The following is a 13,670-nucleotide window of genomic DNA, read 5'->3' as shown; positions in this document are numbered from 1 at the left end:
GCCTCAAAATCCAAAAGAGACCTGCGCCGGCGGCGGCGGACCGACGCGCACGCCTTCGATCGTCAACATCTTCTCCTTGGTGGTCGAGCCGCCTGGCGCTGAAAAACCGCCGATCTTGCCGCCGGCGGCAAGAATGCGGTGGCAAGGGATGACCAGCGGCACCGGGTTGGCGCCGAGCGCGGCGCCCGTCTCTCGCGCCAGCCCGGCATGGCCGGCGCGCCTGGCCAGTTCGCCATAGGTGGTGGTCTCGCCATAGGCGAGCTTGCGCGCCGCGTCGTAGGTTGCGAGGCGGAAATCGTCGACACCGGTGAGATCGACCGGCACACCGGAGAAATCCACGTCCTCGCCGGCGGCATAGGCCTTTATCGACGCGATCAGCTCGGCAACCCATTGCGGTCGGGCGCTCGAAGCGGCGTTGCCGGCATGGCGCAGCAACCGCCGTTCCACGGCGTCGCGGCTGCGCTGGGGCAGGCAAAGCCTCGTCAGCCCGGCCTCGCTCCAGGCGATGCCGATGAAGCCGATCACGGTTTCGAAGACGGCGTGGCCGGCGATGGCTTGAGAGGTGTCTTCCATGATGTGCTCCTTTCCCTGGGAACGAACGGCAATCCAGTACATATCGAGAACGAGATATCGCATTCTCAGGGGTCTGTTGCCACCCGAAAACCATTGGAAATCCCAACTGGCTGCGGATTGCCGGGGGAAAGCCGCTGGTGTAAGGACTTCTTAACAGACGAACCGGACCCGAGCGCGGCTTGCCAGCAAAAATCATCTTTTCCGCGATCGGCGTGATGCTCGCTGCGGCCGGTCTCAGCGGCTGCACTTCGACCGCGCAGACCAAGGCCGTGCCTTCCCTGACTGAAACCGCCGCAGCTGGTAGCGACGCCGGCTATGCGCTGGCGCTGCCCGACACGGTTTCGGTGCTGCCGGAATCGTCCGGCGTCACGCCTGTCCAGACCGCGGCGCTGGCCGTCGACCCCGCCGCGACCCCCGCCCAGCCAGCGGCCTTTGCCGGCCCGACCCCGTTGGCCGCAACTGCACCTTCAGTCATGACGGCCGATGCCGCGCCAGCCGGCACAGCGCCTGTCTATGCGACCGCCGCCGTTGCGATGCCGGTCACCGGCGAGACAGGCAAGACGATGCCAGGCGTCCAGCAGGTCGCCTACACCCTGCCTGAGAATCCGTCCGCCCTGCTTTCGACCAGCCCTGCCAAACAGTATTCCGCGGGACCGCGCGGCGAGATCGAGCGGCTGATCGAGAAATATGCCGTCCTCTATCAGGTTCCGGTCGATCTGGTGCGCCGCGTCGTTAAGCGCGAGAGCACCTTCAATCCCAAGGCCTACAATCGCGGCCACTGGGGGCTGATGCAGATCAAGCATGCGACGGCGCGCGGCATGGGCTATGACGGGCCGGCGAGCGGGTTGTTCGACGCCGAGACCAATCTGAAATATGCTGTGAAATATCTGCGTGGCGCCTGGCTGGTGGCCGGCGGCAACGCCAAGCGCGCCGATCGGCTCTACCAGAGCGGCTATTATTACGACGCCAAGCGCAAGGGCATGCTGGAACAAACCGGCCTGGGCCGCGACCGCAGTCGGCGTCGCCTGCAGCCCGACGCCTGAACGCCATGCCTGAGCCGCGCCCGCCGGCGCCGAACGACATAAGGCTGCGCAAGATCCTCGACGACACGCTCGCCCCGCCGCGCTGGCGGGAAGGTTTCGTCATGCGCGGTTTTGAGGCCGCCGACGCGCTGGCTTTGCATACGCTGCTGACCACCGTCTTCGACGATGGCGCCGACGGGCCGTTCGACGAATGGTGGCCGCGTATTTCAAGCGACGCGGAATTCGACCCTACATTGTGTTTCCTGGTCATCGACAGCAAGGGTCGGCTGGCAGGCGCGGCACTGTGCTGGACGAGGGCGTTCGTGAAAGACCTTGCCGTCCACCCCGAGGCGCGCGGCCGAGGCATTGCCGAAGCGCTGATGTGGCACGTCTTCACCACCTTTCACGCACGCGGCGCTGCGCATGTCGATCTCAAAACCAACACGGTTGAGAATGCTGCCGCGGTCAGGCTTTACGAGCGGCTGGGGATGTTCGAAGTCGACTGGGCGGGGTGAGGAGCGGTTGGCGAAGCCGATCAGCGAGCATTGTGCGGAAACGAAGTGTCCACCAAGGCGGCAGGCTGCATCTTGCCGGCAACCGTTCAGAAGTTAAGCTGCGATCCTGCGGCTTTCGTGCCGCGGGCGGGGTCTCGACCGAAACCGGAGAAACACGATGCGGCTTTTACTTTTCAAAACCAGTTTGGCCAAAACCGGTCTGGTGATCCTCGCCCTTCCGCTTCTTGCGGGCATCGCGCGCGCCGACGATTGCGCCGACGCACAGGACCAGGCGACCATGAACGAATGCGCCGGCAAGTCGTTCACCGAAGCCGACAAGAAGCTCAACCACGCCTACAGGCAGATCGAGGGCAGGCTGAAGGACGACGCGGCGACGAACAAGCTGCTGGTCGGCGCGCAGCGCGCCTGGGTCGCCTTTCGCGATGCCGAATGCGCTTTCCAGGGCGGCCCGACCGATATGGCAGGCAGCATGTATCCGATGGTCATAGCCGGCTGCAAGGCGAGCCTCACCAACATCAGGCTGAAGGATTTTCAGGGCTATCTCAACTGCCAGGAGGGCGATACGAGCTGCCCAGTGCCGCCGCAGTAGTCTCTGTCGCTGGCTAAGACGGAGCCGTTAAGGCCTTATCGCCGAGTTAGGCGCGCAAAATGTCGGAACCCTGCTTCGCGATGCGTCCTTGAGAGGCAAGGTGCGCTGCCGCATAGGGCGCGCGCCGCCACAAGCACGGCTGATGGAGATGACGATGATCACCTTTCCCAACGAATCCGCTGAATATCGCGCCGCCCGCGAAACTCTGCTGCAAAAGGAAATCGAGCTGCGCCGCGCCATGGAGGATGTGGCCGTCGCCCGCCGTGCACTGCCGCCGGGCGGGCTGGTGCCTCAGGATTATGTGTTCGACGGGCTTGGCGCCGACGGCAAGCCGGCCCGCATAAAACTGTCGGAGCTGTTTTCACCCGGCAAGGACACGCTGATCGTCTACTCGATGATGTTTCCGCGCCACCCGCAGGAGACGCGCGACGTGGCGACAAGCGGCGGCACGGCCAAGCTCGCGCGGGCCGACCAGCCATGCCCGTCCTGCACGGCGCTGCTCGACCAGTTCGACGGCGCCATCGGCCATCTCGAGGCCGCCGGCTTCAATTTCGCGGTTGTGGGCAAGACCGCGCTTGAAAACCTGATCACGCTTGGCCGCGATCGCGGCTGGACGAACATGCGGCTGCTCTCGTCGGCCGGCAACAGCTTCAAGCGCGACTACCACGCCGAGGCCGACGACGGCGCGCAGTTGCCGATGCTTTCGGTATTCCATCGCGACGCCGACGGCATCCGGCATTTCTGGAGCTCGGAGCTTGGCTTCGCGCCGTCCGAACCCGGTCAGGACCCGCGCGCCATCGGCACTTGCGAGCCCTTGTGGAACCTGATGGATTTCACACCGGAGGGCCGGCCGACCTGGGACGAGCAGTTGCAATATAACGGCGCGTGCTGCCACTGAGTGGGTCCTTGCCTTCTCCCCTTGTCCCCTTGTGGGAGAAGGTGGATCGGCGCGTAGCGCCGAGACGGATGAGGGGTGCTGGAAGAAATGAGGCGTTGGCAAATGTGCACCGTCTCTGCGCTGATGGCTGCTCCATCAAGTGTACCGCCAAGCTGGAACACCCCTCATCCGACCGAGCTTCGCTCGGCCACCTTCTCCCACAAAGGAGAGAAGGAAGGCGCAACTTCGCCGCTGGTGTCGCGTTGGACTCTCCGAGGATCACAAACTCGGAGATTTCCTGTGAAAACAAATCTCACGCTTGCCATGGTCGCCTTGCTTGCCGGCGCGCCGGCGGCCCTAGCCCAATCCGCCACGCCGGCCGATATACCTGCTGTCGGCCAAACCAAGATCGACACCGAGACCTTCTCCAGAACCGTCCCCAGCGCCAACCGGTTCGAGATTGAAAGCAGCAAGCTGGCCGAACAAAAGAATGTCGCCGCCGATGTGAAGGATTTCGCCTCGCTGATGGTCAGGGATCACACCAAGGCTGGCGAGGATTTCAAGGCAGCTCTCGAACAGAGCCAGATCACGGCCTCGGTGACAGCGAGCGGCCCGGCTTTGCTGCCGAAAGACCAGGCGATGCTGGACCAGCTCAAGAACCTTGATGGCGATGAATTCCAGGCGAAATTCATCCTCCTGCAGACCGAGGCGCACAAGCAGGCGCTAGCGCTGTTTTCAACCTATGCGCAGTCGGGTGAAGACCCGGCGCTGAAGGAATTCGCCAAGAAGACGCTACCGACGCTGCGGATGCACGAAGAGCGCCTAAAGGATCTGGTGGCAGCCCACAGCTAACTAATGCATGTCGTCACCCAAACGCATGCCCTCGGGCCTGACCCTGGGCCTGACCCGAGATGCGCAGCGGTTTTGGGAAACGCATAAACGAGAACTTAAAGCGCGTCACGTCGCGCTTAAAGTTGGCGCTCTCTCAGCTGTTTTTGATCTGCTCGACCGCCGTCGCCAGCAGGTCGTTCATGACGCCGCGAATCTGAACATCCGTCTGGGCGACGCCCGCCGCGTCGAAATCGGCGCGTATTTTGCGCAATACGTCGTCGTCCCCGGCCTCTTCGAAGTCTGCGCGCACCACCTCTTTCGCATAGGCGTCGGCGTCCTCGCCTGACTTGCCGAGCTTTTCGGCGGCCCATAGGCCGAGCAGCTTGTTGCGGCGCGCCATGGCCCTGAACTTCGTGTCCTCGTCCATCGCAAACTTCTTTTCGAAGCCTTCCTGACGGTCTCTCATACTGCTCATAATCTGCCTCGTTCAGGTTGAGTCTCCGACCTTCATCCGGTGGAGAAGAAGAGCGGCGGTAGGGGCCGAACATGGCGTGCATGGATGTCATAAGCAAGACCGGACCGTTCATTCCGCAGGGCAAACGCTTCGGGAGCTGGCGCTCGACCAGCCAATTGTCGATGTTGGTGCCGCCCCTCATCCGCCGCCGGCGATCGATCGGGCGGTGACTAGGCGAACTGTCCATAACGGCCGTCGCCGACGATGTTCGCACCGATCTTCTCGCCGTGCCAGAGCCTTCGCATCGATGTGATTTGACGTTGCCGCGCCGTGACCTACTCTCGATTTGCGGGATGAGCCGAGGAGGCGAGCGATGCAGTCACCTTTCAACGGGATTCGGAGCGTCACGCTGGCAGCGGCAGTGATCCTTGCCGCTGGCACCGCAGCTTACGCCCATCACGGCTGGTCGTGGACCCAGGATGGGTTTTTTGAGCTCCGGGGCAAGATCACAGCCATCTATATCGGCAATCCGCACGCCACATTGGATGTCGACGCAGAGGGCGAGGCCTGGCGGGTGGATTTGGCGCCGCCGTCCCGTACCATTGCCGCCGGCTTCACCGAGGAGGTCGCCAAGGTCGGCGACGAGGTGACCGCGATCGGCCACCGCTCGCGCGACGAGACCGAGAAGTGGATGAAAGCAGCCCGCGTCATCGTCAACGGTAAGGCTTATGATGTCTACCCCGACCGCGTGCCGCCGGCTTGAATGGACGAGTTCCTCGCCGGCATCGAGCAACTCGCCATCGTAAGGGGGCTGAAGGCCTCCTTCGTCGCCTATCCCATAGTCAATGCGCTGCACATCATGTCGATCGGCGCGCTGCTGACCAGCATCTGGCTCATGGACCTCCGAATCCTCGGCGCCTTCCGCTCGCTGCAGTACGTGCCGTTCGTCACGCTGCTGCGCCGCACCGCATTTACCGCGTTCGCCGGCGCGCTTGTCACCGGGTCGCTGCTCTTTTCAGTCAGGGCGAGGGAGTATGCGGCGATGCCGATTTTTCTCACCAAGATGACGCTCATACTCCTCGCCGTCGCCAATTTTCTCACCTTCATGCGCCACGCAAAAGGCGGTGACGAGCCGGCCGGCGGGGTCGCTCCTGTGCTGGCGGTGCTGTCGTTGGTGCTGTGGACGTCCGTGCTTTTCGCCGGACGGTTCATTGGGTTTCTTAACTGAGGCGGGGCTCGGCACAGCGTGCTCTGGACGGATCAGGGTGCTGTAGCGTTGGCGGGACAGCGCCCCCCTCTGGCCTGCCGGCCATCTCCCTCACTTGGGGGGAAGATCAGCTAATCGCCTAGGCAAAATACTCCTGCAGCGGGCGCACTTCCAGGTTCCCCGCCCGCAGCGCCGCGATCGCCTCCGCCACTGCCGCAGCACCCGAGAGCGTCGTGTAATACGGCACCTTCTGCATCAGCGTGGCGCGGCGCAGCGATTTTGAGTCCGACACCGCCTTCTGGCCGTCCGTGGTGTTGAAGACGATCTGCACCTGGCGGTTGCGGATGGCGTCCTCGATGTGCGGGCGGCCTTCCAGCACCTTGTTTATTTTCTCGGCGGCGACGCCGTTCTCGGCGAGGAAGCGGGCGGTGCCCGAGGTGGCCATTACTTTAAAACCTTGGCCGGCGAGGCGCTTGACCGCCGCCAATATGCCCTTCTTGTCCTCGTCGCGCACCGAAACGAACAGCGTGCCGGCGCGGGGGAGATCAACACCCGCTCCCAACTGGCTCTTGGCGAAAGCCAGCGCGAAGTCGCGGTCGAGGCCCATGACCTCGCCGGTCGAGCGCATTTCCGGCCCGAGCAGGATGTCGACGCCGGGGAAACGGGCGAAGGGGAACACCGCTTCCTTGACCGCGATATGGCCGGGATTTCTGGGGTCGGGCATGGCGCCGTAATGGGCGAAGGCGTCTTCCAAGCTCTCGCCGGCCATGATGCGGGCGGCAATTTTCGCGATGGGGCGGCCGATGGTCTTGGCGACGAAGGGCACGGTGCGCGACGCGCGCGGGTTGACCTCGAGCACATAGACGGTGCCGTCCTTGATCGCGTACTGCACGTTCATCAGGCCGCCGACATTGAGCGCGCGGGCAAGTGCGGCCGTCTGGCGCTCCAATTCGTCGACGAGCTCCGACGGCAGCGAGTGCACCGGCAGCGAGCAGGCGCTGTCGCCCGAATGGATGCCGGCCTCCTCGATATGTTCCAATATGCCGGAGACGAAGGTCGACTTGCCGTCGCAAAGGCAGTCGACATCGACCTCGATGGCGCCCGAGAGATAGGTGTCGAACAGCAGCGGGTTCTTGCCCAGCAGTGTGTTGATCTGGCCTGTCTTGTCATTGGGGTATTTCTGCTTGATGTCCTCCGGCACCAGGCCGGGCACGGTGTCGAGCAGGTAGGACTGCAGCATGCTTTCGTCGTGGATGATCTGCATGGCGCGGCCGCCGAGCACATAGGACGGGCGCACCACCAGCGGGAAGCCGAGCTCGCCGGCGACGAGGCGGGCCTGCTCGACCGAATAGGCGATGCCGTTCTTCGGCTGGCTGAGGCCGAGCTTGTGCAACAACTTCTGGAAGCGGTCGCGGTCTTCGGCGAGATCGATCATGTCGGGCGAAGTGCCGAGGATCGGGATGCCGGCCTTCTCCAGCGCATCCGCCAGCTTCAGCGGCGTCTGGCCGCCGAATTGGACGATGACGCCGACCAGCTCGCCCGACGCCTGCTCGGCGCGCAGGATCTCCAAAACGTCCTCCGGCGTCAGCGGCTCGAAATAGAGCCGGTCCGAGGTGTCGTAGTCGGTCGACACCGTCTCCGGGTTGCAGTTGACCATGATCGCCTCGAAGCCGGCGTCGCGCAGCGCAAAGGCGGCGTGGCAGCAGCAATAGTCGAACTCGATGCCCTGGCCGATGCGGTTCGGGCCGCCGCCGAGGATGACGACTTTTTTCCGGGACGAGACTTGCGCCTCGTTGGCGAGCGCGCCGGCGAAGGGCACCTCATAGGTCGAGTACATGTAGGCGGTCGGCGAGGCGAACTCGGCGGCGCAAGTATCGATGCGCTTGTAAACCGGATGAACGTCGAGCTTTTCGCGTATCTTTTGAACCTCTTCGACGTCTTTCCTGACCAGGGACGCGAGGCGGGCATCGGAGAAACCCATCGCCTTCAGCATGCGCAGATTGGCGGCGTCTTCGGGAATGCCGTGCTCGCGAATGCGGGCTTCCATGTTGAGGATGCCGGCGATCTGTTCGAGGAACCACGGGTCGATCTTGCACATGGCGTGCACGTCTTCCAGAGAGGTGCCCATGCGGATCGCCTGCGCCACCATGCGCAGCCGGTCGGGCGTCGGCGTGCCGAGGGCAGCACGGATGGCGTTGCGGTCGTCGGCGTGGCTGGCCGCGCCGTGCCCGATGCCGGGGATCTCGATCTCGTCGAGGCCGGTGAGGCCGGTTTCCAGTCCGCGCAGCGCCTTCTGCAGCGATTCCTGAAAAGTGCGGCCGATGGCCATGACCTCGCCGACCGACTTCATCGCAGTGGTCAGCACCGGCTCGGCGCCGGGGAATTTCTCGAAGGCAAAGCGCGGGATTTTGGTGACGACGTAATCGATCGACGGCTCGAACGAGGCCGGCGTCGCGCCGCCGGTGATGTCGTTCTCCAACTCGTCCAGCGTGTAGCCGACGGCGAGCTTCGCCGCGATCTTGGCGATCGGAAAGCCGGTCGCCTTGGAGGCGAGAGCCGACGAGCGCGAGACGCGCGGGTTCATCTCGATCACCACCAGGCGCCCGTCGGCCGGGTTGACGGCGAACTGCACGTTGGAACCGCCGGTCTCGACGCCGATCTCGCGCAGCACCGCGATCGAGGCGTTGCGCATCATCTGGTACTCTTTGTCGGTCAAGGTCAGGGCAGGGGCGACGGTGATCGAGTCGCCGGTGTGCACGCCCATCGGGTCGATGTTTTCGATCGAGCAGACGATGATGCAGTTGTCGGCCTTGTCGCGGACAACCTCCATCTCGTACTCCTTCCAGCCGAGCACGCTTTCCTCGATCAGCACTTCGGTGGTCGGCGAGGCGTCGAGGCCGGACTGGACGATCTCGTAGAATTCGGCGCGGTTGTAGGCGATGCCGCCGCCGGTGCCGCCCATGGTGAAGGACGGGCGGATGATGGCGGGCAGGCCGACATGGTCGAGCGCCTGTGCGGCGATCGCCATGCCATGGCTGATGTAGCGCTGCTTGCGGTCGCCCTCGCCGAGGTTCCAGCGCGTTTCGAGCGCGTCGAGCGCGGCGTCGAGGTTTTCGGGCTTCTCGGCCTTCAGCGCGGCGCGTTCGGCCTCATGCGTCTTGCGGTCGGCATTCTTGACGTCGGTGGCGTTGGCCAGCATCGATTTTGGCGTTTCCAGGCCGATCTTCTTCATCGCCTCGCGAAACAGCGCCCGGTCCTCGGCCTTGTCTATTGCCGTGGCGTCGGCGCCGATCATCTCGACATTGTAGCGCTCGAGCACGCCCATGCGGCGCAGCGACAGGGCGGTGTTGAGCGCGGTCTGGCCGCCCATGGTCGGCAGCAGCGCGTCCGGCCGCTCCTTGGCGATGATCTTGGCCACCACTTCCGGCGTGATCGGCTCGATATAGGTGGCGTCGGCCAGTTCCGGGTCGGTCATGATGGTGGCCGGGTTGGAATTGACCAGGATGACGCGAAAACCCTCTTCCTTGAGCGCCTTGCAGGCCTGGGTGCCGGAATAGTCGAATTCGCAGGCCTGACCGATGACAATGGGGCCGGCCCCGATGATCAGGATCGACTTGATGTCGGTGCGTCTTGGCATATCGAGGGTCCGTTCGGCAGGCGGCTTGCACGAAAAACCGGACGGGAAGACCCGGCCGGTTGTGCTCGCGATTCTGGTATCAGGCTAGGAGGGCCTTATAGGGAAGAGTTTTGCCGGATGTAACCCCCTAAAATGCGGAGTGTAGGGCAGTAGGGCAGTAGGGCAGTAGGGCAGTAGGGCAGTAGGGCAGTAGGGCAGTAGGGCAGTAGGGCAGTAGGGCAGTGGTTCGAGCGCCCTTTAAACATATTGCCCTACTGCCCTACTGCCCAATTCCCCTTAGCCACCAATCCCCCAGCGCCAACTGATCCGTGATCTCGAAGCGTTCGGAAACGCCGACACGGATGATGTTCAGGCTGCCCTCGCGGGTGTAGCGGAACTCGCCTGATGCGTTCGAGCCGGCGGGCCGACCGGCCTGGAATCTGATGACCCGGGTGCCGCCATCGGGCCAGGTCACGGTGATCTCGGCTTTGTCGCCCGTGTGGGCAACGCCTGCCTTGCAACTGGTCATCGGCTGGCCGACATGGCGCGCACAAGGAATCTCGTTGCGGGCACCCAGCGCCGGCGCGGGCCGCCCTGGCGGCTGCAGCCGCGCAACGGTTTGTGCGTTGGCCGGAGGCGCCGCATTGGCGGCGCGATTGCGGATGGGCTTGTCCGCTGCCGCGGGCGCCTGCGTCTCGCCGGCCGAAGGATTTTCGCTGGCAAAAAGCGCCAGGCGGTAAGCATCCTCGATGGCCGCCCTGCCGATTGCCTCAACGGCAGTCATCGTGGGTTCGCGACCGGTCGCATCCAGGCGCGCCGTCAGGTCCGGCGGCGGCTGATCTGCAGTTGCCGGGTTCGAGTCGCCGGCTGCAACGGCCGTGCTTTCGCCGGTCGCCTCGATATCCACCTCGGCAACTGCCGCCGGATTCTCGGGGTTCAGGTAGCGCGCGGGAGCCCATCCCGCCAGTTGCGGGTTGTCAATTTCTGCGACCTTGCACCAACGATAGCCATTGACGTCGTTGCAGCCGAGATTGTTGACGCTCGTGCCATTCGGCAGCCGAGCCTTGATCTTGCCCATCGCCGATGCCGAGGCGCGGACGTTCAGGAGATCGCCCGGAGCAAGGTCGGTCACGATGGAGACGAAAGGCGCCTCCTCGGCCCTGGCCGGCAGCAGCGCCGTCAGCAGGAGAGGGGCGGCAATCAGCAGCGTCGTCCGGAGCGTAACTGTGCGCCTCATCATTTTGGCCGTGGGCGATAGAAGCATTTCCGAAGGCGCGGCCAGGCACCGAATCGCCACCGCATTCCAGGACGATTTTATAAGCGACGACATGGCGCTATGTAAGCCGGAAAATGCGGCTGGGGAATGGTGTTCGGTCCACGGCATGAGCAAGCTCAGCGTGCGGCATGAACGCGTTGCGTTCAGCCGGACATGAACGCGTTGCGTTCAGTCGGACATGAACGCGTTGCGTTCAGTCGGGCGGCATGAACTCGTGCCTCGTTCAGCCGGACGGCATGAACGCGTAACCGCGTTCATGCCGGACATAAATCCGGTGCGCAGCGCGTAGGCCCATTCCGGCCGTCCCGCCTGTTCGGCCTGCCGCGCTGCCGCCTCATGGTCATAGTCGACGGCGATGGCTTCGAAGCGGCCCGGCCCACCCAATTCGACGATGCCGTAGCGTGCATGCGGAGAGCCTTGCTCGGAGACATGCGCCGGTGGCGTGTCGTCGCCATAAGCGGGGCAGCCGATGCTGCCCGGATTGAAGACCACCGGGCCGTCGGGGATACGGATCAGTTCGCTGCGGTGGCTGTGGCCACACAGCACGATGCGGCAAGCGGGATCGAGCGCGGCCAGCCGCCGCTTGATGGCGACCAGCGGCGCGCGCGCCAGCCGGCCGTCGGCCATCGTATCGGTAAGGTATTTTTCGTCATGGTCGGGTCGGGCATGAAAGGCGGTCACGGCTGGGGCGATCTCCAGCGTGAGGGGCAAGGCCAACAGTGCCTCGCGCTGGACCGATGTCAGCCGTTCCTGCGCATAGCGGTCGGACGGCCACATGGCTTCATCCGCGGTATCGCGGGCGACGCGGCGGTCGTGGTTGCCGCGAACTGTCGGCAGGGCGAGCGCTTCAAGCCGCTCCATGGTTTCGCGCGGCCAGAGCGGGCCGGAGACGCAATCGCCGAGATTGACGATGAGGTCAGCACCACCGCGCTGCCGCAGATCGTCGAGCACGGCGTCCAGGGCGAGGATGTTGCCGTGGATATCGGCGAGAACGGCAATGCGCATGGGAAGCTCCGTTGGGTCGACGAATGACGCGTCGGGAAGGGCGGACCTGGCAGGACTTTGGTTGCTCTCCTCTGTTACACCAGGGCTATCGCAGCTGGAAAGCCGAGGCTTTCGCTCTACGATGTACCCCCACCCCTAACCCTCCCCACAAGGCCCTGTTTGGACCGGAGACATCGCGAACAGGTGTGCGAGGACATCGCGAACAGTTTTGCGCATTGTGCGCGAGGGGGTTCGGGATGCCATTCAAGGACAGAAGTGCGATGAAGCAGAAGTTGGAGTTCGTGAGGCTGGCCTCGGCGGAGGGGGCGAATGTGAGCGCGTTGTGTCGGCGCTTCGGCATCGGACGGACGTGCGGCCACAAGCTGCTTTTGCGCTACTGGAGCGAGGGCGAGGCAGGACTGGCCGAGCAGTCGCGGCGGCCGCGATCGAGCCCGGCGCAGTGCGCGCCGGAGGTGGAAGCGGCTGCGCTTTCGGTGCGTGCGGCGCATCCGGCTTGGGGTGGACGCAAGATCGCGCGCGTCATCGCCCGCGACGGCATCGGCACGCCCGCGGCCTCGACGGTGACCGGCATCCTGCGCCGCAACGGCATCGAGCTGGGCGCGCTGGGCGGCGGGGCCCAGCCCTTCATCCGCTTCGAGCACGAAGCTCCCAACGATCTGTGGCAGATGGACTTCAAGGGCCACGTCGCCTTGCGTGGCGGCCGGCTGCATCCGCTCACTGTGCTCGACGACCATTCGCGCTTCTCGATCGCGCTGTCGGCCTGCGCCGACCAGACCACAGCAACCGTGAAGACCCGGCTGATCGCCGCCTTCCGCCGCTACGGCCTGCCGTGGCGTATCGCCACCGACAACGGCCCGTCGTGGGGCGACGGCGGCCGCAACAATTTCACGCTGCTCACCGTCTGGCTGATCGAGGCCGGCGTCGCCGTCAGCCATTCCAGGCCTTGCCACCCGCAGACGCTCGGCAAGGACGAACGCTTCCATCGCTCGCTCAAAGCCGAAGCGCTGCAGGGACCGCCCTTTGCCGATCTCCCCAAGGCCCAGGACGCCTTCGATCGCTGGCGTCACGTCTACAACACCGAGCGTCCGCACGACGCGCTTGGCGGCGCCGTGCCGCTCGACCGCTACCGCGTCTCGCAGCGCCAGTATCGCGAAACCCTCGTCGAGCCGTTCGACTATGCCAAGGACGATCTCATCCGCCGCGTTCAGCAGCATGGGCTTCGTCTCCATTCTCGGCCACAGCGTGCGCCTGTGCAGGGCCTTCGCCGGAAAGCCCGTCGCCTTTCGCCCAACCGCTGCCGACGGCGTCTTCGACGCCTGGTTCAGACATCAGAAAATAGAGACCATCGACCTCAATGCCCTTGCTCGATAGGATGGCAAACTGTTCGCGATGTCCTCGCACACCTGTTCGCGATGTCTCCGGTCCAAACAGGCCCCACAAGGGGGGAGGGAGACTTCCGCTGGCGCTGATAGTTGGTTGTGTGCGTCAAGTTCTGCAAAAATTTGGCGTGGCATTCAGCGGTGACGTTGGCGTGTCCGCCGCGCGGCGTTCCCTGCCCCTTGTGGGGAGGGTTAGGGTGGGGGCCACCTTCGCAAGAATCAAAAATGCGATTGCCCTGCCTGCTACACGGAGGCCTTTGCACAGAATCGGATTGATGATTCCGGGGGTAAGGAAGAGAGGGAGATGATTCGGATGGTCGATCGTG

13 protein-coding genes and 1 pseudogene are annotated in these 13,670 nt (G+C 64.3%); 9 read left to right on the top strand and 5 right to left on the bottom strand.

Annotation, left to right across the window (positions count from 1 at the left end; translation table 11 throughout):
- Positions 1 to 3: 3 nt before the first annotated feature.
- Positions 4 to 573 carry a methylated-DNA--[protein]-cysteine S-methyltransferase gene (locus AC0L3H_RS25285; RefSeq protein WP_473587271.1) on the bottom strand — a complete coding sequence of 190 codons (570 nt, stop codon included), beginning with the start codon at positions 571 to 573 and terminating at the stop codon, positions 4 to 6.
- A gap of 179 nt (positions 574 to 752) precedes the next feature.
- Here AC0L3H_RS25285 and AC0L3H_RS25280 point away from each other — a divergent pair, with 179 nt between their 5' ends.
- From AC0L3H_RS25280 to AC0L3H_RS25260, 5 genes are all read left to right on the top strand, one after another.
- Complete coding sequence (locus AC0L3H_RS25280; protein ID WP_473517851.1) at positions 753 to 1,616, top strand: transglycosylase SLT domain-containing protein; 864 nt, start codon at positions 753 to 755, stop codon at positions 1,614 to 1,616.
- A 5-nt stretch (positions 1,617 to 1,621) separates the two neighbouring features.
- On the top strand, positions 1,622 to 2,110 hold the full coding sequence (locus tag AC0L3H_RS25275; RefSeq protein WP_473587270.1) for a GNAT family N-acetyltransferase: 489 nt from the start codon (positions 1,622 to 1,624) through the stop codon (positions 2,108 to 2,110).
- 157 nt (positions 2,111 to 2,267) lie between these two features.
- Positions 2,268 to 2,699 (top strand): lysozyme inhibitor LprI family protein, encoded by a 432-nt coding sequence (locus AC0L3H_RS25270; RefSeq protein ID WP_473587269.1) that lies wholly within the window; start codon positions 2,268 to 2,270, stop codon positions 2,697 to 2,699.
- 154 nt (positions 2,700 to 2,853) lie between these two features.
- Complete coding sequence (locus AC0L3H_RS25265) at positions 2,854 to 3,597, top strand: DUF899 family protein (protein WP_473587268.1); 744 nt, start codon at positions 2,854 to 2,856, stop codon at positions 3,595 to 3,597.
- A 75-nt stretch (positions 3,598 to 3,672) separates the two neighbouring features.
- Positions 3,673 to 4,428: a DUF4142 domain-containing protein gene (locus AC0L3H_RS25260; RefSeq protein ID WP_473495650.1), complete on the top strand. Its 756-nt coding sequence runs from the start codon at positions 3,673 to 3,675 to the stop codon at positions 4,426 to 4,428.
- A 133-nt stretch (positions 4,429 to 4,561) separates the two neighbouring features.
- Here AC0L3H_RS25260 and AC0L3H_RS25255 read toward each other — a convergent pair whose 3' ends face one another.
- Positions 4,562 to 4,882, bottom strand: coding sequence for a DUF1476 domain-containing protein (locus AC0L3H_RS25255; RefSeq protein ID WP_287347017.1), 321 nt, complete (start codon positions 4,880 to 4,882; stop codon positions 4,562 to 4,564).
- Between the two features lie 352 nt (positions 4,883 to 5,234).
- On the opposite strand from AC0L3H_RS25255, the gene AC0L3H_RS25250 reads away from it, so the two are divergent.
- Together AC0L3H_RS25250 and AC0L3H_RS25245 are read left to right on the top strand one after the other, a co-directional pair.
- Positions 5,235 to 5,624: a DUF6152 family protein gene (locus AC0L3H_RS25250; protein WP_473587267.1), complete on the top strand. Its 390-nt coding sequence runs from the start codon at positions 5,235 to 5,237 to the stop codon at positions 5,622 to 5,624.
- Positions 5,625 to 6,089: a hypothetical protein gene (locus AC0L3H_RS25245; RefSeq protein WP_473587266.1), complete on the top strand. Its 465-nt coding sequence runs from the start codon at positions 5,625 to 5,627 to the stop codon at positions 6,087 to 6,089. It begins immediately after the preceding gene.
- A 118-nt stretch (positions 6,090 to 6,207) separates the two neighbouring features.
- Here the strand turns inward: AC0L3H_RS25245 and carB are convergent, their stop codons facing one another.
- Both carB and AC0L3H_RS25235 read right to left on the bottom strand, forming a co-directional pair.
- Positions 6,208 to 9,705: a carbamoyl-phosphate synthase large subunit gene (gene carB, locus AC0L3H_RS25240; RefSeq protein ID WP_473587265.1), complete on the bottom strand. Its 3,498-nt coding sequence runs from the start codon at positions 9,703 to 9,705 to the stop codon at positions 6,208 to 6,210.
- A 259-nt stretch (positions 9,706 to 9,964) separates the two neighbouring features.
- Entirely contained in the window at positions 9,965 to 10,762 is a 798-nt protein-coding gene (locus AC0L3H_RS25235) for an SH3 domain-containing protein (protein ID WP_473587264.1), read from the bottom strand.
- Between AC0L3H_RS25235 and AC0L3H_RS25230 the strand changes: the two genes are divergently transcribed.
- A complete protein-coding gene (locus AC0L3H_RS25230; RefSeq protein ID WP_473511267.1) occupies positions 10,749 to 11,117 on the top strand; it encodes a hypothetical protein in 369 nt (122 codons plus the stop codon). The genes AC0L3H_RS25235 and AC0L3H_RS25230 overlap by 14 nt on opposite strands.
- An 11-nt stretch (positions 11,118 to 11,128) precedes the next feature.
- Here AC0L3H_RS25230 and AC0L3H_RS25225 read toward each other — a convergent pair whose 3' ends face one another.
- A complete protein-coding gene (locus tag AC0L3H_RS25225; protein WP_473587263.1) occupies positions 11,129 to 11,965 on the bottom strand; it encodes a metallophosphoesterase family protein in 837 nt (278 codons plus the stop codon).
- A 236-nt stretch (positions 11,966 to 12,201) separates the two neighbouring features.
- On the opposite strand from AC0L3H_RS25225, the pseudogene AC0L3H_RS25220 reads away from it, so the two are divergent.
- Positions 12,202 to 13,336: pseudogene (locus AC0L3H_RS25220) on the top strand (IS481 family transposase).
- Positions 13,337 to 13,670 lie beyond the last annotated feature (334 nt).

The organism is Mesorhizobium sp. WSM4816, from assembly GCF_055811535.1.
Note: the sequence above shows the minus strand (reverse complement) of the source record. Positions and strands in the feature narration are given on the sequence as shown.